The following is a 19,366-nucleotide window of genomic DNA, read 5'->3' as shown; positions in this document are numbered from 1 at the left end:
GTCAGGTCCCCTCCGCCACGGCCGGTGCTGGCTGGTTGTCGCTACCGACGATCTGCACGTCACCACCGTCGCGAAGCCGCTGCAGCCCTTCGATGACGATCTCGTCGGCCGAGACCAGTTCCGCGTTCACGAGAACCTTGTCGGGATTGCGCTGGATGATCCTGACCGGCACCCGCTCGGCCTTGCCGGCACGCACGCGCCAGACGAAGGCGCCTTCGGCAGACCATTGAAGTGCCAGCGGATCGACGCTCGGGTAGCGGTCTCCCTCGAAACGCATGCCGACCTGGAAGGACATGCCGGCCCGCAGGATGTCCTTGGGGTTGTCGATCTCGGCGCGGACCCTGAGCGTCCGGCTCTCCTGCTCGATCCTGTTGTCCACCGCCTGGATCGAGCCCGTGAAGGTTTCGCCGGGGCGGGCGATCGCGGTCGCGATGATCGGCGCGCCGGTGTCGATCACCCCGACGAAGCGCTCCGGAACCCAGAAATCGACAAGGATCTTCGAACGGTCGTCGATGCGGGCGATCGCGCTCGACGTCGTGACATAGTCGCCGGGATTGACGGAGATGATGCCGACGATGCCACCATAGGGGGCCAGGATGGCCCGGCGGCTGAGCGTCAGTTCGGCATTTTGCAGCGCAAGTTCGGCGGCGCGCAATTCGGCCTGCGCGTCCTCCACCTGGACCGGGGTCACCGCCGAGGAGGTCCGCAGTCCCTCGTAGCGCTTCACCTTGTCGGCCGCGCGGTCGCGCGTCAGCCGCGCCTGGTCGGCAGCGATGCGCTGCTCGTCGCTGTCGAGCCTCGCGATGACCTGCCCCTGCTCGACACGATCGCCGGATTTCACGACCACCTCGACGAGGTTGCCCGTTGAATAGGGCGTGACGATCACCGTCCGGATGGCCTCGCCGTCGCCGATCGCACTCAGCCGGTCGTTGACGAGGGCCATTTCGACCGGCCGCGTCACGACGAGCGACGGCCCGCCGAAGGTGCCCCGCGGGCGCCCGCGGCCCTCGCCGCCTGTTGCACCCTGTGGAGCGATCGCAGCCACGAGTTGTTCCGGAAGGCCCGCGGCCTTCAACATGTCGCCGGCACCCGGAACGAACCGTCCCCAAAGCAGAACGCCCGCCGCTGCGGCGACGAGGCCGATGATCAACTGCTTCCAAAGGCGCATACAGGTCTCCGCACGACAAGGTCCAAATCAGCGTCGCCGATTTACGGCAAGTATTGTGTCTCGTCGATGAACCGGCAATGAGAGAATGCAATCATTACATAAATGTAAGAATTTCGCGGACCTGGATCGCCATCCGCCGGAGCCCGTCCTGCTGGACCGCCGCGGCCGATCTTGTTAGCCTGCTCTGCCCCCGGGCCGTCATATTTCAGCATTCGTTGATCTTCACCTTACCATAAAAGGGAACGTCCATGTGTCACGCCTGCGTCATCGATTCCGTGAAAGACCGCATGTTGTCCCGCCGCGGCCTGTTCCGGGCGGCAGCGACCGGCGCCGTCGCCGCGGCGGCGGCCAATTCCGGTTTCCTCAGCCCGGCGCTCGCCGCTGCACCGCCCGTCAAGGTCTCGGACCTGACACATGATCTCCATGAAGCGTTTCCCACCTTCTTCGGCGAGCAGCAGTTCTTCCGCGAGCAGAAGTTCAACTATGCCGAACACAAGTTCAACCTCTTCGAACTGCGCGTGAACGAACACACGGGCACCCATATGGACGCACCGCTGCATTTTTCCGAAGACGGCAATTCCGTCGCGGAAATCCCGGTCGGCGACCTCGTGGTGCCGCTTGTCGTCATCGACATCAGGGAGAAGGCGGCGGCCAGCGCGGACGCCCAGCTAACGCCTGACGACATCCAAGCCTGGATCGCGGCCAATGGCGAGATCCCTGAAAAGGCCTGCGTGGCGCTCAATTCCGGCTGGGCGGCGCATATGGGCACCGAAAAATTCCGCAATGCCGATGCTGAAGGCAAGATCCACTTTCCCGGCTTCCATGTCGAAGCGGCGCAGTATCTGATGGAGAACACGAACACCGTCGGCATCGCCTCCGACACGCTGTCGCTCGACTTCGGCATCTCACCCGACTTCGCGACGCACTATGCCTGGCTCGCCTCCGGCCACTGGGGCCTGGAGGCCGTCGCCAACCTGGACGACCTGCCGGCGAAGGGCGCGACGCTCATCGTGGGCGCGCCGAAGGTGCGTGGCGGAACGGGCGGTCCGGCACGCGTCTTGGCGCTCGTCTGATATCGAACCGGCCGGCGGAGCGATCCGCCGGCCTTTGCTGGAGACCGTCATGAGCACCGTCACCCCTGCCGCAGCCCCCGAAACCGACCCGCGCGTCAAAGCGGTGTTCGACGACATCCGCGCCACCCGCAAGTCGGACTTCGTCAACAACATGTGGCGCTATCTCGCCTTCGATCCGCCGCTGCTGGAGACGACCTGGGCAGAGGTCAAGGCCGTGATGGCGACGCCGTCAAACCTCGATCCGCTCGTCAAGGAGATGCTCTACATCGCCGTCTCGGCGACCAACGGCTGCAGTTACTGCGTCCACTCGCACACCGCGGCCGCCCGGGCGAAGGGCATGACGGACGCGCAGCATGCGGAACTCCTGCACATCATCGCGCTCGCCGCGAAGACGAACCAGCTCGCAACCGCGCTGCAGGTGCCGGTGGATGCCGTTTTCGACGCAGACCGCGGGAAAGCGGAATAAAAGAAGAACGCCAAACTGGCCTTTCGATCCCGAATCACTACATTGGGCCGCATGATGAGCGGTTTTGACGATATCCCCTTCTTCGACGAGGACCCGGCGCTTGCAAAGACGCCGCTGCCCCCGAACGGGAAGCCCGCAGGCGGCATCGCCGCGCGCGCCATGGCGGCACGGGACGGCAACCGGGCACCCGACTATCTCTCCGGCCTCAACCCCGAGCAGCGCGAGGCGGTCGAGACGCTCGACGGCCCCGTGCTCGTGCTCGCCGGCGCCGGCACCGGCAAGACGCGCGTGCTGACGACGCGCATCGCGCACATTCTCGCCACCGGCCGCGCTTTTCCGAGCCAGATCCTCGCCGTCACCTTCACCAACAAGGCGGCACGCGAGATGAAGGAAAGGATCGGCCTGCTGGTCGGCGGCGCCGTCGAGGGCATGCCCTGGCTCGGCACCTTCCACTCGATCGGCGTCAAGCTCCTGCGCCGCCATGCCGAACTCGTGGGCCTGAAGTCCGACTTCTCGATCCTCGACACAGACGACGTCGTGCGGCTGATCAAGCAGATCATCCAGGCCGAAGGCATCGACGACAAGCGCTGGCCGGCCAAACAGTTCGCCGGCATGATCGACGGCTGGAAGAACAAGGGCCTCGACCCGGCGCAGATCCCCGAGGGCGATGCCCGCGCCTTCGCCAACGGGAAGGGCCGCGAGCTCTACGCCGCCTACCAGAACCGGCTGAAGACGCTGAACGCCTGCGATTTCGGCGACCTGCTGCTGCACCCGATCCGCATGTTCCGCGCCAACCCCGACGTGCTGGCCGAGTACCACCAGCGGTTCCGCTACATTCTCGTCGACGAGTACCAGGACACGAACACCGCGCAATATATGTGGCTGAGGCTGCTGGCACAGCGACCGAAAGGCACCACCCGCACGGCCGCAGACCGAGCCGGCGATAGCCGGCCGGGCGACGTTTCGCCCGCGCCCGCGCAGGCCAGCGCCGACAGGCGCGGTGCGGCCGTGAGCGTGAATATCTGCTGCGTCGGCGACGACGACCAGTCGATCTATGGCTGGCGCGGCGCGGAGGTGGACAACATCCTGCGCTTCGACAAGGATTTTCCCGGCGCCAAGGTCGTCAAGCTGGAGCGCAACTACCGCTCGACCGCCCATATCCTCGGCGCCGCCGGCCATCTGATCGCCCATAACGAAGGCCGGCTCGGCAAGACGCTTTTCACCGACCGCTTGGACCCGGACGACGACAAGGTGGTGGTGCACGCCGCCTGGGATTCCGAGGAGGAGGCGCGCGCAGTCGGCGAGGAGATCGAGCAGCTCCAACGCGGCAAGCACAAGCTGAACGACATGGCGATCCTGGTGCGCGCCTCGTTCCAGATGCGCGAGTTCGAAGACCGCTTTGTCACGCTCGGCCTCAACTACCGCGTCATCGGCGGCCCGCGCTTCTACGAACGGCTCGAAATCCGCGATGCCATGGCCTATTTCCGGCTCGTCTGCCAGCCGGCCGACGACCTCGCCTTCGAACGCATCGTCAACACGCCGAAGCGCGGCCTCGGCGACACGACCGTTCGCAACCTGCACGACTATGCCCGCGCCCGCGACATCCCGATGCTCGCCGCCGCCGCCGACATCGTCGAGACGGACGAATTGAAGCCGAAGGCGCGCAAGGCGCTGTTCGACGTCGTCGCCGATTTCCGCCGCTGGCAGAGCCTGCTCGAAACGACGGTGCACACCGAGCTTGCCGAGCAGATCCTCGACGAGAGCGGCTATACCGCCATGTGGCAGGCCGACAAGTCGGCGGAAGCGCCGGGCCGGCTTGAAAACCTCAAGGAGCTCGTGCGCTCGATGGAGGCCTTCGAGTCGATGCGCGGCTTCCTGGAGCACGTCTCGCTCGTCATGGATGCCGAGCAGAACGAGAACCTCGACGCCGTCTCGATCATGACGCTGCATTCGGCCAAGGGACTGGAATTCGAGACGGTGTTCCTGCCCGGCTGGGAGGAAGGCCTTTTTCCGCACCAGCGCGCGCTCGACGAGGGCGGCCGGTCGGGGCTGGAGGAGGAACGCCGCCTCGCCTATGTCGGCCTGACGCGCGCCAAACGCCGCTGCCACATCTGGTTCGTCTCCAACCGCCGCATCCACGGCCTCTGGCAGTCCACCCTGCCCTCGCGTTTCCTCGACGAACTGCCGGAAGGCCATGTCGAGGTCGCCGAGGTCGAGCAGAGCTATGGCGGCTACGGGCGCGGCGGTTACGGCCAGTCGCGCTTCGACAAGCAGGAACCGTTCCAGAACGCCTATGGCACCCCCGGCTGGCGCCGCGCCCAGGCCAACAAGACCGACGCCACCCGCGACAACTGGGGCAGCCGCTCCGGCCACGCGGTGGAGCGCATCGGTTACGGTGAATCAGGCCCCCGCGCCCGCACCATCGAAGGCGAACTCGTCGCCAAATCCGCCGCCACCGAACCCTCCCGCTTCACCGTCGGCGACCGGGTCTTCCATATGAAGTTCGGCAACGGCAACGTCGCCTCGATCGAGGGCAACAAGCTGACGATCGATTTCGACCGGGCGGGCCAGAAGCGGGTGCTGGACGGGTTCGTGGAGCGGGCGTGAGAATGTTGCTACGTAGACGTCGTCGCTATTGAAGGAAAAAACCGGTGACCAAAAGAAGAGACTACGAAGTAACGCAATCAATTGGCGCAGCGAATCCCCGGAACGCGACAGAGCACATCTTAAATTTACTTAAGGCCGGGCTGGCCACTGCACCATTTTGCGGCGGCATTGCCTCTCTGATGACTGACTACATACCTTCCGCAAAACAGAAGCGCCTAGAAGAATTTGTCGACACAATATCAAATGATCTTACGTTTCTAGCAAATCGCGTAAATGAACAAACATTGTCGACGGAAAATTTCGCATTTATTTTCGAGCACTGCTTTAGAGGCGTTGCTGAAAATTACCAACATGAAAAGCTTGAAGCGTTCAGAGGAATTCTCGTAAATTCTGCAACAGGCAGCAATATTATCGACGATGAACAAACCCATTTCTTGACGCTGGTGAATAGACTTTCAGCAATACATCTACGTATTTTGTCTTTTATGGCTGATCCAATACCGTATCTTCACGCACGCAACATTCCACCGACCCAAATATTTGGCGGTTTTTCTCAATTTTTCCCGATCGCGATTCCCGGCATCCATATTGAAGTTATCAAAAATGCCTTCGGCGACCTTTATCAAGCAGGAATGATAAATACTGACAAAAGCATCTTCACTACAATGACGTCATCAGGCGGCATAGATCTATTGGGAAACAGGGTCTCTGATCTTGGAGGTCGCTTCATTAGATTCTGCAAATCCCCCGCAGTTCAGAATCCATAATAAGCGGAAATTAATTTATTTTTATAAGTGATCCGTTACCCGTTTCGGCACTATCCATTCTTCGCAGTTTTACTGAAGGCAAAATTGTATAAATTATTTCTAATATTAATACAACCAAGCGGACCAGCAAAGACTCTAAAGCCGATATTTAGAGACTAATTTCGCCTCAATACTTCTCCGGCACATACAGTTCCGGCGGCAGGACCTTGCGCTCGTAGTCCGGATTGAACACGCGCTCCGGCAGCGTGATTTCCTCGTGCGGCACGTCCTCGTAGGGGATCTGGGTCAAGAGGTGGTCGATGCAGTTGAGGCGGGCGCGCTTCTTGTCGTTGCCCTCGACGATGTACCAGGGCGCTTCCGGAATATTGGTGCGGGCGAAGGTTTCTTCCTTGGCCTTGGTATAACCCTCCCAGCGCACGCGCGACTGCAGGTCCATCGGCGAGAGCTTCCACTGTTTCAGCGGATCGTGGATGCGCATCAGGAAGCGCATCTGCTGTTCCTCGTCGGTGATCGAGAACCAGTATTTGACAAGGCGGATGCCGGAGCGAACGAGCATGCGCTCGAATTCCGGCACGTCGTTGAAGAACTGCCCGACCTGGTCTTCGCTGGCAAAACCCATGACGCGCTCGACGCCGGAGCGGTTGTACCAGGAGCGGTCGAAAAGCACGATCTCGCCGCCGGCCGGCAGGTGCGGCACGTAGCGCTGGAAATACCATTGCGTCTTCTCGCGGTCCGACGGCGCCGGCAGCGCCACGACGCGCACAATGCGCGGATTGAGCCGCTGGGTGATGCGCTTGATGACGCCGCCCTTGCCGGCGGAATCGCGCCCCTCGAAGATCACGACGACCTTTTCCCCGTGATAGGCGACCCAGTCCTGCAGCTTGATCAGTTCCGACTGGAGCTTCAGCAGCGCGCGAAAATACGCAATGCGCGGCATGGAAGGCGGATGCGCCGTCTTGTAGATCCGGCGGATTTCCTCGGAAAGCGCCGGCTCGGAGAGCTCGAGTTCGTAATCCTCGTCGATCGTGTCGGCGAGTTCCGCTTCGAGCCAGTCGGGCCGGATGCCGTTGTCCTTCAAGTCGTCCATCGTCCGCCCCCATGCGCTCCGCCGTCACCGGCTTGATCCTTCGGCTTATTCCACAGCCGTGTGAAGGATTTTTGACAGGCGGGCGACCGCCGGCGCGACGCCCCGGGGACAGCCTTGCCGCGAGATGCTACAGCATTGCCGGCATGCAGGTACGGTGCCGGCCGGACGGGCGATGCGGCCGGACCGCGGCCCGGCGGGCAAATGCGGGAGGCAGAAAAATGCGCGGAAAATTCCTGGTGGACGGCCCACCCGAGGCGCCCGTCACCGTCCTCCTTGCCCATGGCGCCGGCGCGCCGATGGATTCGGCCTCGATGAACGCCGCCGCGGCGGCGCTGGCGCACGAGGGCCTCCGCGTCGCCCGCTTCGAATTCGCCTATATGGCGGCGCGGCGGGACGGCAGCCGCAAGCCGCCGCCGAAGGCCGAAACCCTTGTGCCGGAATACCGGGCCACCGTCGCCGCCTTGTCCGCCCCCGGACGGCTCGTCATCGGCGGCAAGTCGATGGGCGGACGTGTCGCGAGCCTCGTCGCCGACGAGCTCTTTGCGGCCGGCCGCATCGCCGGGCTCCTCTGCCTCGGCTATCCCTTCCACCCGCCCGAAAAGCCGGCACAGCTTAGGACTGCCCATCTCGCCACGCTCCGGACACCGACGCTCGTCTGCCAGGGCACGCGCGACCCGTTCGGCACGCGCGAGGAGGTCGCCGGCTACGCGCTGTCGGATGCGATACGCGTTCTCTGGCTCGAGGACGGCGACCACGACCTGAAGCCGCGGCAGCGCATGTCCGGCTTTTCCGCGGCCGACCATCTGGCGAGCATGGCAGCGGCTGTCAGGCGCTGGGCGGAAGCGCCCGGCGGCTGAACGCTCAGGCGCCTGCCTTGCGGTAGATCGCGGCGATCTGCGTCGACGAGCTCGGCATCCGGTCGACGACGACCAGCATGGTGATATGACCGCGTTTGAAGGCCTTCAGGAACGGCGCGTAGTTCTGGAAGGCGACGCAGCCGTGCGAGCCGATCTGGCCGCGCAGCAGGTTCGTATGGGTCAGGAGCCCCGTCCGGTTCTTCGGATCCGTGCCGTCGATCGACGTCATGCGCAGCGCCTCGACGCCGTAGAAGCGCGTCTCGCGCATCGACAGCCTGTAGATGCCGGCCGGCGTCGGCCCGTTCATCTTCACATGCGAATAGCGCGGGTTGTCACGCATCCGGCCGATGCCGGAATGAGCCCGCAGCTTCGTGCCGTCGGGCATGTGCACCGTCGCTGCCGCGACGTCGTAGATCGCGACCCGGGTGCCCCTTCCCGGCCAGCCGCCCTTGCTGCCGCGCAGGCCGTCAAGCAGCGAGCGGTCCGGCTTGGCATAGGCGAGTTCCTCCGTCTTCGGCTTGCGCGCGGTGGCGCGCCGGCGTCCGGCGGGTTCGTCCTCCTCCTCCACCGTCGCGACGGCAAGTTCCGGCCGCGTCTCGGGCAAGGGAATGGTCTCCGGCACGGCTTGCGCCGTCGCCTCCGGCAGAACCAGGTCGAAGACGCGACCGAGCGTGTCCTCGCGCGCGGAAACGTTCTCGACGAGCGCGGTGAGCAGCAGGGCCTGGCCGCCGACAGGCGGCTCGCGGGCAATGATCCGGTCGGCCTCGGCCCTTGCCGTCGCGACCGCCCGGCTCCAGGCGACCTCGAAGGAGTGCTTCACCGCCCTGACCGAGGCGAGCGCCACCTGCTTTTGGTGATGGGCGAGGATCACGTCGGGCGTCAGCCGCGCCTGGCGCAGCTCATCGTCGCTCGGCGGCGAAAGGCGGGAGAACTTCGAAACCCTGATCAGCCGCATATGCCCGTCGCGATCGCCGCGAAGGGCGACGCGGTCGCCGAGGCTGGCCTCGACGCGCAGACCCTGCTGCAGCAGCGCAGGTGCCGCGCCGCCAAGGCGGGCGAAGGTCGCGACGAGGGCTGCGACGACAACGGTCACGCAGGCCGCCAGGGACAGGGTGCAGAAAAGGACGCGCGACCGGCCGGAGCGGGTGCGCGATGTACGATGCGATCGGACCGGCTGAGGCCCTGCAACAGAAGACGCCATGATACTCGTACCCAAACACGTTACCCGACCCGACCGAGGACAGACGGCCGGAACACTCGCAGGTGGTCGCCACATGTGACGGCCTCCCTTCCAGCAAAGAATGGCGAAATATGGTAAGCAAACCCTTTACAGGATTGGGCGCATTCGGCGGAATCGCCAGGATTGACGACGGGGCCGCGCGGCCGCGGCCCACGAAACGTGCACGGATGGCGGTAAGAGGCGGGCGGAAGGCGCCGTCTGCGGCCGGCCCCGACGCGCACCGCCGAGACGGATGAGGCGCATCGGTCGTCGTCCGGGCGACCCGCTGCCGCCGGCAGCCGCCGAACCTTCCGAATCCGCGTCCCAAACCCCGTGCCATGATTTCCGCGTGGGCGCTCCTGCGCTACGCTGCCGGCGGAATCACACGGAAGGATCGTTCATGCCCAGTCCCCTCATCGAAATCTGCGTCGAAGGCATCGACGGTTTCCTCGCCGCGCAGGCCGCCGGCGCCGACCGGGTCGAGCTCTGCGCGAGCCTGATGGAGGGCGGCCTGACGCCGAGCCTCGCGACCATCCGCGCGGCGGTCCGGGCAGCGCGCATCCCCGTCCATGTCATCATCCGGCCGCGCGGCGGCGACTTCCTGTATTCGGACGCGGAATTCGAGACGATGCGCGAGGACATCGTCGCGCTGCGCGGCGAAGGCGTCGCCGGCGTCGTCATCGGCTGCCTGACGCCGGACGGGCGCATCGACGAAGAGCGCATGGCAGCGCTCGTCGAGGCCGCACGGCCGATGTCCGTCACCTGCCACCGCGCCTTCGACATGACGGCGGATGTCGCCGACGCCGTCGAGGCGCTGGTGCGCTGCGGCATCGACCGGGTGCTGACCTCCGGGCAGCGCGACACCGCGGTCGAGGGCCTCGACATCCTCAGGCAGACCGTCGCGCTCGCCGCCGGGCGCCTCGTCGTCATGGGCTGCGGCGCGCTCGATGCCGGAAACATCCGCGCCGTGCGCGATGGTGCGGGTCTCGCCGAACTGCATTTCGCGGCGCTCACCACGGTCGCCAGCGCCATGCGCTTCCGCAATCCGCATGTCGGCATGGGCGGCACGGAGAAGGACCGGGAATACGAGCTGACGCTGACCGACGGGAACGCGGTGCGCGCAACGATCGCAGCGGCCAGGGGTTGAGCGCCATTGGCGCGGGCCGTCGGGCGTCCTATCTCTTCTGCAGCAACAGGAGCACCGCCCGATGACCTTCGCCCCCCTCCGCGCCGCCGCCGCGGCCGCCCTTTTCCTTGCCGCCCTCCCCGCCGCCGCCGGGACGGTCGGCGAGGTCGGCGTCGACTGGATGGGCAACGACATCCTGATCGATGCGGTGAGCGACCCGAAGATCAAGGGCGTCACATGCCACGTCACCTATTTCGATCGCGGCGTGCTCGACCGGCTGCAGAAGGGCAACTGGTTCGAGGATCCCTCCAACAACGCGATCGCCTGCCGCCAGACCGGCCCGATCGAGATCGGCGACATCGACCTCGACGACGGTGGCGAGGAAGTCTTCAAGTCGGGCCTGTCGCTCGTCTGGAAAAAGCTCGTCGTCACCCGCATCTACGACAGGGCGAACGACACGCTCATCTACCTCGCCCATTCCCGCGAACTGACCGACGGCTCGGCAAAGATGTCGATCTCGACCGTGCCGCTCTATGGGCAGGCGGTGAAATGGGCAGAGGGGAAGCCGGACTAGGCGGAAAAACACGGATTTCGGCCGGACGCCAGGCGGTTGGCCATTGAGTCACGCCCGATTGCATGTTTGGCCCTCGCGATCCTCCCAATCGCTGCGCAGCAACGTCGTTACATGTTCGATCGTTTGCCGACCGTCAGCCATGCAACGGCTCGTCACCTCGCCGACGCGCCGATACCCCAATTTGCGCTGCATCGCCCAGGAGTTTTCGTTGCCGTCGAAGTAACCGTTGACCAATTTCGTCAGGCCCAATTCGCAAAAGGCGAAGCGGACCTTCGCCTCGAACGCCTCGCGCCCGTAGCCGTGTCCCTGATACCGGTCGGCGATCCAGATTCCTCCGCCCCCCGTCCCGGCCTTCCAGTCTATCTTGTTGAGGCTGACCCCTCCGATCACCAGTCGCTCGGGTCTGAGGTCAACCGCAAATTCGTACGCGGTCGGCCGGGGGCCTGCGTTCGAGATCTCCTGACATCGCTTGATCCAATCTCTGGCGTGCGACGTTAAATAGGGATGAGGGACGAAAGCCAGCCACCGTGCGAGCTTGAGATCGTTCAGGCCCAGCGTGAGCTGTTCGATGTCGTCCGCCCCCCACGGTCGGAGCGTCAGGCGCGACGTTTCGATTTTGACGTCCACGACGTTAAGGCCTCCTTCGCCCCGAAACCGTCAGTAAACAGCTCTTGGTTGGATGATTCATCTGATTTGTCATTGTCAGAACGGAATCCGGGCCTGCGGCCGACGGCGTTGTGATGATCTACGTCGGCCCGGAGGACCCGAAAGGACTGGAATCGAATTTGATTCCCAACACGGCGAAACGACCGTTGCCCGCCATGCGCTTCGATGGACCGACCGAGGAACTGAACGGCAAGATTGCCAGGATACCGGACTTCGACCTGGTCCAATGAGTGCGCCCGCGTGAACGCGCGCGGAACTGACGGCGCTACCCTCCGACAATTTCCCCCGACGTCACCGTTGCCACGCCCGCCCCGGCCATCGCCGCCTTCGCCGCCACGATCGTCTCTTCCGCGATGCCCCGGCTCGCGTCCTCCACGAACCGCACCGTTACACCCGGCAGCATGGCCGCCGCGTCGATCGCGGAGGCGCTGACGCAGTAGTCGGTGGCAAGTCCGCAGACGTCGAGTTCCGTGACGCTCTTTTCCTTCAGGTAGTCCGCAAGACCGGTCTCGGCCTGCTGGTCGTTGTCGCGGAAGGCGGAATAGCTGTCGACGTGCGCATTGGTGCCCTTGCGCTGGACGTAGTCGATACGGCCGACCTCGAGATCCGGGTGGAAGTCGGCATCGCGCGTGCCGGCGACGCAGTGGTCCGGCCACATCATCTGCGGCTTGCCGCCGAGTTCGCCCATCTCGAAGGGCGCCTTGCCCGGATTGTTGGAGGCGAAGCTGCCATGGTTCGCCGGATGCCAGTCCTGCGAGGCGACGACGAGGTCGTAGCCGCCCTTTCCGGCGAGCCGGTTCGCAATGGCGATCACCGCGTCGCCGTCGGGCACCGGCAGGTTTCCGCCCGGGCAGAAGCCGTTCTGGAGATCGACGAGGAGAAGGCACTTCATGAAACGCTCCGCGGCTGGCCCTTGTGCAACGACCGTGAGCGCGACGCGCTTGCGGCCGGTTGTGCAGCGCACATTATCGCCGGTCGACGCCGCTTTCCACCCCTGCCTGCCACGCCATGCCGCCTGAGACACTTTGTCCAGACGCCGGAAACCCCGGCGGAAAAATCCGCCGGGGCGTTCTGACCACCCGTCCGTGGCGTTCCGTCAGGCAGCCTGTGCCAGTTCGTCGGCGATGACCGTGTCGAGGTTGAGGAAGCAGACCATCGTCTTCTCCAGCGCGACGATGCCGCGGCAGAAGGCACGCTGGGCTTCCGGGATGATTTCCGGCGCCGGCTGCAGGTCCTCGCTCTTGATGGTCATCATGTCGGAGACCTGCTCGACGAGCAGCCCGACCAGCTTGCCGGCGATGTCGGTGACGATGATCGCCGAGCGCTCGGAAGGTTCGGTCATCTTCATGCCGAGGCGGCAAGCCATGTCGATCACCGGGATCACCGCGCCGCGCAGGTTGATGAGGCCGAGCACATAGGGCGGTGTATGGGGCATCGGCGTCACCGGCGCCCAGCCGCGGATTTCGCGGATCGCCATGATGTCGATGCAGAATTCCTGGTCTCCGAGATGGAAGGAGACGATTTCGAGATAGGCGCCGGACTGCTTGATGGCATTGGACATGGATCAGAACTCTTCCCAGTTGTCGGCGGCTGCCTGGGCGCTTGCCTTCGGCACCGCGTTGCTCGTGAACGCTCCGGCAACCTTGTTCAGAAGGGATTTTGCCGGAGACGGGGTCGGACGGGAGGCGGCCGTCGCCGCCTTCGGGTTACCGGCGGCGGGCTTCGCTTCGCCGCCGATCTGGAACTGGCCGACGAGGTGCATCAGCGTCTCCGCGTCCTGCGCCAGCGTGTGGCTCGCCGCATTGGTCTCCTCGACCATCGCGGCATTCTGCTGCGTCACCTGATCCATGGCGGAGACGGCGACGTTGATTTCCTGAAGACCGGTCGCCTGCTCGCGGGCGGCGGTGACGATCGACTTCATGTGGTCGTTGATGCGCACGACGTCGCCGCCGATGCGGGTGAGCGATTCGCCCGTCGCCTGCACGAGGCGGACGCCGGTCTGCACCTCCTCGCCCGACTTGCCGACGAGCGTCTTGATGTCCTTGGCCGCACCTGCCGCACGCTGGGCGAGTTCGCGCACCTCCTGGGCGACGACGGCGAAACCCTTGCCGGCCTCGCCGGCCCGGGCTGCCTCGACGCCGGCGTTGAGTGCCAGAAGGTTGGTCTGGAAGGCGATCTCGTCGATGACGTTGATGATCTTGCCGATCTCGTTTGACGCATTCTCGATGCGCTGCATGGCAGACATGGCGTCGCCGACGATGCGGCCGGATTCCTCGGCACTCGCCTTGGTGCCTTCCACCATCTTGCCGGCTTCCTCGGCGCGGCTCGTCGCGGCCCGTACCGTCGACATGATTTCCTCGAGTGCCGCGGAGGTTTCCTCGAGCGAGGCGGCCTGCTGCTCGGTGCGCTTGGCAAGGTCGTCGGCTGCCGCCCGCATCTGGCGGCTGTTGGTCTGGATGGAGCCGGTGTTCTCCTTCACGTCCACCATCAGGTGGCGCAGCCGTTCGACCGTGCTGTTGAAGTCGAGCCGGAGCTGTTCGAGGTCGGAGCGGAAAGGCTCGAGGATCGTCACGGAGAGATCGCCGTCCGAAAGCCGCGTCAGGCCGCGGCCCAGCGCGTCGACGGCCTTGCGGACCTCGCGCTGGTCCTCGGCACCGGCGGCCTCCCGGTTGCGACGCTCCTCGTCCGCTTGGCGGCGGCTCTCGTCGCTCGCCGTCTCCAGCGCGCGCTTTTCGACGGCGGCGAGGCGGAAGGCTTCGGCCGAACGGGCCATCTCGCCGATCTCGTCGCCGCGTTCCGTCGCCCCGACTGCCGTTTCGAAATCACCGTCGAGAATGCGCTTCATGCTGTCGCGCACCGCGAAGATGCCGCGACGCAGCATGTTGCCCTGATAGACGAGCAGTCCCATCATCGTCAGCATGGCGAGCAGCCCGATGCCGATCTGGATGTCGACGGAGCGCGTCGAAACCGCCTGGGCGTCGTTGACCTTGGTCTCCAGGAATGCCGACCCCTCCTCGGCGAGCGTGCGCAGCGCCTCGCTCATCCGTTCGCCACCGCTGTCGATCGCATCGTCGATCGCCGCGAAGGCTTCGATCGGCGCGCCCTGTTCGATCATCGCCTTGAGGTCGACGGAGATCGCCTTGGTCACCTCCGCGAGATCCGCGTCGAAATTTGCAAGGATATCCGCCTTCCCGAGGTCCGCGGCGAGAAGCCTGGCTTCCGCAGTGCCCCCGTTCAGCACCTTGAGCGAACCTACGATCGTTTCCAGGCGTTCCGGCTGGATCGCCTTCTCCTCGCGGTCGATGATGCTATCCATCGCGACGAGCACGAGATCGAGGTTAGCAAGGCGCATCGCTTCGACGCGGTCGATCTTGGCCTGCGTCTCGACCGCCCGCATGAGCGCGCCGTCGATGAGGGTGCTCTCGTACCAGCCGACACCGATGAGGCTGCCGAAACCGAAGAGCGAGGCGAGCGCGAGGCTGCCGAGACGCTGATTGACGGAAAGGGACCTTATCAGTGCTGCGTTGTTTGACATGGCGCGTCCAGTTGGCGAGCCGGGTATGCCCGGACCCCGCAGTTTGATCGGATGGGAGACAATGGGTGACCTTCGAAAGGTCCGCGCGCCTCATGCCCGCGAGGCCGAATCCGGCCTTTCACACGAACTTGAGCGTTGCAAAGAGAGATTAAGTAAACCCTAAGAAAAGAGTGGCGAAACTTGCGTTTTAGCAAAACTTAATGAAATTCGGATGCGATGACCGGGGATGGAGAGCCTTCGCAAGGCCCCGACGTCGCGGCTTTCGCATTCGGCCCCGGCGGGCTATACTGGAAGAATGACCACAACGCGCCCGCCCCTTCTCCGCCTTCTCGCCATCGCCGTCCTCGCGACGGGGGCCGCGGCTCTCGCCGTGCTCGGCTTTGCCGGCTGGATCGAACATGGCGCCGGCATCCTGCTCACCATGGCCGAGAGCGGCTTGGCCTGGTGCCTCTGAGTCCTCCCCCGGCGGCGGCTCGGCATCACATTCGCGCGAGGCGCCGCGCTTGCGGCAATCGGCCCCTTTGCCTGACGCGGGCGCGGCGACTATGAAGCAGCGACTGCCGTGTCACGCGGCGACCTGCCCGTGGAGCCCCTGATGAAAACCGTCCGCATCGTCCTCTGGACCGCCATCGCCCTGCTCGCCGTTCTTGCCGGCTGGCTCACGCTGGAAATGACCCGCACGGGCGAGCAACTTGCCGACGGCCCCTTCGGCGTGCCTTTCCAGCTCGTGTCACAGGAGGGCGCTCCGATCACCGAAAAGGCCTTCACCGGCAAGCCGACCGCCCTGTTCTTCGGCTTCACCCATTGCCCCGAGGTCTGCCCCACGACGCTGTTCGAACTCAACGGCTGGATGGAGAAGGTCGACCCCGACGGCACGAAGCTCCAGGCCTATTTCGTCACCGTTGACCCCGAACGCGACAGCCCGGAGCTTCTCGGGCAATACATCTCCAACGTGTCGAAGCGCATCACCGGTATTTCCGGACCGGCCGACAAGGTGCTGGAAATGGTCAAGGGGTTCCGCGTCTATTATCGCAAGGTTCCGCTCGACGAGAAGAAGCCCGACGGCGACTACACGATGGACCACACCGCCTCGGTGTTCCTGCTGGATGCGGACGGCCGTTTCCGGGGAACGATCGCCTACCAGGAGAATCCGGACGTCGCCGTCGAAAAACTCGGAAATCTCCTCAAGGGTTGAAATGACGGGACCGGCGGCCGTCCCCCTTTGCCCCGGTGGGCTGCCATGCTAGGCGGTGACAGCCAATCAGGAACCCCCATATCGTGAGCGAAATCCGTCTCTATTTCACCACCACCGAAAGCAAGGCCGCAGCGATCCTCGACCTCATGACCGATGTCTTCGAAGAAGACGGTCTGGCCATGGCGACGATGGAGATCGACGAGAAGGCCGACATTTGGGAGGCCTCGCTCTACATGATGACGGACGAGGAGGCCGAGGTCGCGCCGCGCCTCTCGGCGCTCGTCCGCGAGGCCTTCCCGGACCTTCCGATGAGGCGGGAAGTTCTGCCTGACGTGGACTGGGTCGCCCGCTCGCTGGAAGGGCTGCAGCCGGTCCGGGCCGGACGCTTCGTCGTCCACGGTTCCCACGACCGCGGCAAGGTGCACGCCGGCGAGATCGCGATCGAGATCGATGCCGGCCAGGCCTTCGGCACCGGCCATCACGGCACCACTGCCGGCTGCCTGGAAATGATCGAGGACGTCATCCGCCGCCGCCGGCCGCGGCGCGTGCTCGACCTCGGCACCGGCAGCGGCGTGCTGGCGATCGCCGCGCGCAAACTCATCCCCGCCCGCGTGCTTGCCACCGATATCGACCCGGTCGCGACACGTGTCGCCCGGGACAATGTGCGGCTGAACGGCATCGCCTCGGGGCTGGCGCTGGAAACGGCGCCCGGCTTCCATTCCACGGCCTTCCGGCGCCACGGGCCGTTCGACCTGGTCATCGCCAATATCCTCGCCCGCCCGCTGATGCGCATGGCACCCCAGCTCGCCGCCCATCTGGCGCCCGGCGGCCAGGTCATCCTGTCCGGCATCCTGGCGGAGCAGCGCCGCAAGGTCATCGCCGCCTATAGCGGCGCGCGCCTGCGGCACGTCCGCACCATCTGGCGCAACGGCTGGGTGACGATCCATCTCGACCGGCCCTGAGCGGCATTTCCGGAAAAAATAAAGGCGGTGCCGGAGGCACCGCCTGTGGACCGGCGAACCGGTCACGCCCGCGAGCTTGAGGAGGAGGAGTGCTCAAGCGGACCTATGTGTTCCGAACGCTTCCCCGGAGGAGGGAGGAGGAGTGACCGGGCAAGCGCCTGATCGGAACACCTAGCTTTTTCGCCTTAACGGCGGGTAGACTGCATCGACCGACCGAGGCGCTTCAGGGTCTCCTCGTCATAGCCGGCAAGCGCCTGGGCAATGAGACGATCAGCCTGGCGCTGACGGGCTTCGACGAAACGCTGGGCAGCGGCACGGAAGAAATTGGAGGACATTTTCATTTCCTTTCGCTTGAAGCGCGTTTCATGTTCGCTTCGATGGGAGTGTTATAGCCGATCCGAAAATTCGAGGCAGAGGGTTTGCGGCATGGGAGCCATGCGGGCCACGCATAAGTCCAATCCAAGACCACTGAAAGTCGGCGTTTGCTGAAGGGTCCGCTCGCATGGCCGCAACGATCATCCCGCTCATTGCCCTTTTTGTGATCCTTGCGGTGCTCGGCCTTGTCGTCGGTGCAATGATTGCCGATCGACGGCGGTTGCCGGCGGCGCCGCAGACGGCGAACCCTGCCGCGGAGATGCAGCGCCGGCGCGAGGAACTGCGCGACGCGCTCGATCGTCGCCCGCTCGGCGCGACGCTCGCCAGAGGGCTTTGGCAGGATGTCATAGCCCGGCCCGACGGCGCGGGCCTCATTCATGAATTCCATCGGGATTTCTGCGGCCACGGGCTGATCCGGACCGAAGGCGGCGTGATGCTTTGCGACGTCCAGGACGGCGGCGCCTATTTCGGTGCCGCCATCGCGCTATGGCCGGACGAGGAGGCATTCGTCGCCTTCTTTGCGGGCCAGTCCGACTTCTCGATGAGCGGCTGGGATCCGGACGAACCGATCTTCTTCTCGGACGACGACTGGTACCGCAACAACCAGCGGCTTACCCGGGCAAAGATCGAAGGCTATCTCGCCCGGCCGTCCTGACACGCGCCGGAGACCCCGTTGCGGGAAAGCTGCGGACGCGAATCCCATTTCGCGCGAAATGTTCTAGATTGCCTCCGGTGATTCACGCCGCACTGCGGCAAAGACGGGTATCTCCCATGTTCCAGAGTTTCGACGTCACATCCACGCCGCAGTTCGGCGCCGCGCGCACCGATGCGCTGCGCGCCACGTTCGACGGCCTCGGCATCGATGGTTTCCTCGTGCCGCGCGCCGACGAGTTCCAGGGCGAGTATGTGCCGTCCTCGGCCGAGCGGTTGGCCTGGCTCACCGGCTTCACCGGCTCGGCCGGCGTCGCCCTCGTCACCCGCAACCAGGCGATCGTCTTCGTGGACGGCCGCTATGTGACACAGCTCGCGGAACAGGTGGACGGCCATGTCTTTTCGGGCGGCGACCTCGTCAACGAGCCGCCGCACCTCTGGCTGCGCACCAACGCCCCGAAGGGTTTTCGGCTCGGCATCGATCCATGGCTGCATACGGGCGGCGAGGTACGACGGCTGAAGGCGGCGCTGGAGGCGGCCGGGGGCGAGCTCGTGCCGCTCGCCGACAATCCGCTCGACCGGATCTGGGAAGCACGCCCTGCCGAGCCGCTCGGCCGCGTGACGATCCAGGCGCTCGACCATGCCGGCGAACTCGCCAGGGACAAGCTCGTCGCCATGGCCGCCGAGACGACGCGCCTCAAGGCGGACGCACTCGCCGTCACCGACCCCTCCTCCATCGCCTGGATCTTCAACATCCGCGGCAGCGACGTGCCGCACACGCCGCATCCGCTCGCCCGCGCCATCGTGCCCGCCGAGGGCCGGCCGCAACTCTTCCTCGACAAGCGCAAGACCGGCATCGAGCAGGAGGCCTATCTGACGCAGCTCTGCGACCTGCTGCCCCCATCGGCCTTCGAAGGCGCGATCGACGCGCTCGCCGCGACCGGCGCGCGCCTCCTGATCGACCCGGATCAGGCGCCGTACGCGCTCGCCGAACGCATCCGCGCGAAAGGCGGCACCGTCGTCGAGGCGCCGGACCCC

General features: G+C 65.1%; 21 protein-coding genes. 13 read left to right on the top strand and 8 right to left on the bottom strand.

Features of this window, described 5'->3' with window-relative positions:
- Position 1 precedes the first annotated feature (1 nt).
- Complete coding sequence (locus LXM94_RS13435; protein WP_235771978.1) at positions 2 to 1,168, bottom strand: efflux RND transporter periplasmic adaptor subunit; 1,167 nt, start codon at positions 1,166 to 1,168, stop codon at positions 2 to 4.
- Between the two features lie 248 nt (positions 1,169 to 1,416).
- On the opposite strand from LXM94_RS13435, the gene LXM94_RS13430 reads away from it, so the two are divergent.
- The 4 genes from LXM94_RS13430 to LXM94_RS13415 are packed head-to-tail and all read left to right on the top strand — an operon-like array spanning position 1,417 to position 6,081.
- Positions 1,417 to 2,241: a cyclase family protein gene (locus LXM94_RS13430; RefSeq protein WP_235771977.1), complete on the top strand. Its 825-nt coding sequence runs from the start codon at positions 1,417 to 1,419 to the stop codon at positions 2,239 to 2,241.
- A gap of 49 nt (positions 2,242 to 2,290) precedes the next feature.
- Positions 2,291 to 2,707 (top strand): carboxymuconolactone decarboxylase family protein, encoded by a 417-nt coding sequence (locus tag LXM94_RS13425; RefSeq protein WP_235771976.1) that lies wholly within the window; start codon positions 2,291 to 2,293, stop codon positions 2,705 to 2,707.
- A 51-nt stretch (positions 2,708 to 2,758) separates the two neighbouring features.
- Positions 2,759 to 5,314, top strand: coding sequence for an ATP-dependent helicase (locus LXM94_RS13420; protein WP_235771975.1), 2,556 nt, complete (start codon positions 2,759 to 2,761; stop codon positions 5,312 to 5,314).
- A 44-nt stretch (positions 5,315 to 5,358) separates the two neighbouring features.
- A complete protein-coding gene (locus LXM94_RS13415) occupies positions 5,359 to 6,081 on the top strand; it encodes a hypothetical protein (protein ID WP_235771974.1) in 723 nt (240 codons plus the stop codon).
- A 166-nt stretch (positions 6,082 to 6,247) separates the two neighbouring features.
- Here the strand turns inward: LXM94_RS13415 and ppk2 are convergent, their stop codons facing one another.
- Entirely contained in the window at positions 6,248 to 7,168 is a 921-nt protein-coding gene (ppk2, locus tag LXM94_RS13410) for a polyphosphate kinase 2 (RefSeq protein ID WP_235771973.1), read from the bottom strand.
- Positions 7,169 to 7,386: 218 nt separating this feature from the next.
- On the opposite strand from ppk2, the gene LXM94_RS13405 reads away from it, so the two are divergent.
- Positions 7,387 to 8,025: an alpha/beta hydrolase family protein gene (locus tag LXM94_RS13405; RefSeq protein WP_235771972.1), complete on the top strand. Its 639-nt coding sequence runs from the start codon at positions 7,387 to 7,389 to the stop codon at positions 8,023 to 8,025.
- A gap of 4 nt (positions 8,026 to 8,029) precedes the next feature.
- Here the strand turns inward: LXM94_RS13405 and LXM94_RS26185 are convergent, their stop codons facing one another.
- Positions 8,030 to 9,118: a DUF2778 domain-containing protein gene (locus LXM94_RS26185; RefSeq protein ID WP_235771971.1), complete on the bottom strand. Its 1,089-nt coding sequence runs from the start codon at positions 9,116 to 9,118 to the stop codon at positions 8,030 to 8,032.
- A 526-nt stretch (positions 9,119 to 9,644) separates the two neighbouring features.
- Here LXM94_RS26185 and LXM94_RS13395 point away from each other — a divergent pair.
- Complete coding sequence (locus LXM94_RS13395; RefSeq protein ID WP_235771970.1) at positions 9,645 to 10,391, top strand: copper homeostasis protein CutC; 747 nt, start codon at positions 9,645 to 9,647, stop codon at positions 10,389 to 10,391.
- Between the two features lie 61 nt (positions 10,392 to 10,452).
- Positions 10,453 to 10,944 (top strand): CreA family protein, encoded by a 492-nt coding sequence (locus LXM94_RS13390; protein WP_235771969.1) that lies wholly within the window; start codon positions 10,453 to 10,455, stop codon positions 10,942 to 10,944.
- A 48-nt stretch (positions 10,945 to 10,992) separates the two neighbouring features.
- Here LXM94_RS13390 and LXM94_RS13385 read toward each other — a convergent pair whose 3' ends face one another.
- Entirely contained in the window at positions 10,993 to 11,571 is a 579-nt protein-coding gene (locus LXM94_RS13385) for a GNAT family N-acetyltransferase (protein ID WP_235771968.1), read from the bottom strand.
- A gap of 113 nt (positions 11,572 to 11,684) precedes the next feature.
- On the opposite strand from LXM94_RS13385, the gene LXM94_RS13380 reads away from it, so the two are divergent.
- Complete coding sequence (locus LXM94_RS13380; protein ID WP_235771967.1) at positions 11,685 to 11,840, top strand: hypothetical protein; 156 nt, start codon at positions 11,685 to 11,687, stop codon at positions 11,838 to 11,840.
- 35 nt (positions 11,841 to 11,875) lie between these two features.
- Here LXM94_RS13380 and pncA read toward each other — a convergent pair whose 3' ends face one another.
- The 3 genes from pncA to LXM94_RS13365 all read right to left on the bottom strand — a co-directional run bounded on the left by pncA (position 11,876) and on the right by LXM94_RS13365 (position 15,145).
- Positions 11,876 to 12,502 (bottom strand): bifunctional nicotinamidase/pyrazinamidase, encoded by a 627-nt coding sequence (pncA, locus tag LXM94_RS13375; protein ID WP_235771966.1) that lies wholly within the window; start codon positions 12,500 to 12,502, stop codon positions 11,876 to 11,878.
- A gap of 204 nt (positions 12,503 to 12,706) precedes the next feature.
- Positions 12,707 to 13,171 carry a chemotaxis protein CheW gene (locus LXM94_RS13370; protein WP_018326507.1) on the bottom strand — a complete coding sequence of 155 codons (465 nt, stop codon included), beginning with the start codon at positions 13,169 to 13,171 and terminating at the stop codon, positions 12,707 to 12,709.
- A 3-nt stretch (positions 13,172 to 13,174) separates the two neighbouring features.
- On the bottom strand, positions 13,175 to 15,145 hold the full coding sequence (locus LXM94_RS13365; RefSeq protein WP_235771965.1) for a methyl-accepting chemotaxis protein: 1,971 nt from the start codon (positions 15,143 to 15,145) through the stop codon (positions 13,175 to 13,177).
- A 295-nt stretch (positions 15,146 to 15,440) separates the two neighbouring features.
- Between LXM94_RS13365 and LXM94_RS13360 the strand changes: the two genes are divergently transcribed.
- From LXM94_RS13360 to LXM94_RS13350, 3 genes are all read left to right on the top strand, one after another.
- Positions 15,441 to 15,599: a hypothetical protein gene (locus tag LXM94_RS13360; RefSeq protein ID WP_235771964.1), complete on the top strand. Its 159-nt coding sequence runs from the start codon at positions 15,441 to 15,443 to the stop codon at positions 15,597 to 15,599.
- Positions 15,600 to 15,740: 141 nt separating this feature from the next.
- The gene (locus LXM94_RS13355) at positions 15,741 to 16,340 is read left to right on the top strand and encodes an SCO family protein (RefSeq protein WP_235771963.1); all 600 of its coding nucleotides are present in this window, start codon (positions 15,741 to 15,743) and stop codon (positions 16,338 to 16,340) included.
- 83 nt (positions 16,341 to 16,423) lie between these two features.
- Positions 16,424 to 17,302 carry a 50S ribosomal protein L11 methyltransferase gene (locus LXM94_RS13350; RefSeq protein WP_235771962.1) on the top strand — a complete coding sequence of 293 codons (879 nt, stop codon included), beginning with the start codon at positions 16,424 to 16,426 and terminating at the stop codon, positions 17,300 to 17,302.
- A 185-nt stretch (positions 17,303 to 17,487) separates the two neighbouring features.
- Here LXM94_RS13350 and LXM94_RS13345 read toward each other — a convergent pair whose 3' ends face one another.
- Positions 17,488 to 17,637 carry a hypothetical protein gene (locus LXM94_RS13345; RefSeq protein ID WP_235771961.1) on the bottom strand — a complete coding sequence of 50 codons (150 nt, stop codon included), beginning with the start codon at positions 17,635 to 17,637 and terminating at the stop codon, positions 17,488 to 17,490.
- A gap of 167 nt (positions 17,638 to 17,804) precedes the next feature.
- Between LXM94_RS13345 and LXM94_RS13340 the strand changes: the two genes are divergently transcribed.
- Complete coding sequence (locus tag LXM94_RS13340; protein ID WP_235771960.1) at positions 17,805 to 18,332, top strand: hypothetical protein; 528 nt, start codon at positions 17,805 to 17,807, stop codon at positions 18,330 to 18,332.
- 116 nt (positions 18,333 to 18,448) lie between these two features.
- A partial coding sequence (locus tag LXM94_RS13335; RefSeq protein WP_235771959.1) for an aminopeptidase P family N-terminal domain-containing protein occupies positions 18,449 to 19,366 on the top strand: 918 nt, incomplete at its 3' end.

The sequence above is a fragment of the Rhizobium alarense genome (assembly GCF_021555155.1).
In the GTDB taxonomy this organism is placed as follows: Bacteria; Pseudomonadota; Alphaproteobacteria; order Rhizobiales; family Rhizobiaceae; genus Rhizobium_D; species Rhizobium_D alarense.
This window is presented reverse-complemented; position numbering and strand designations above follow the sequence as displayed.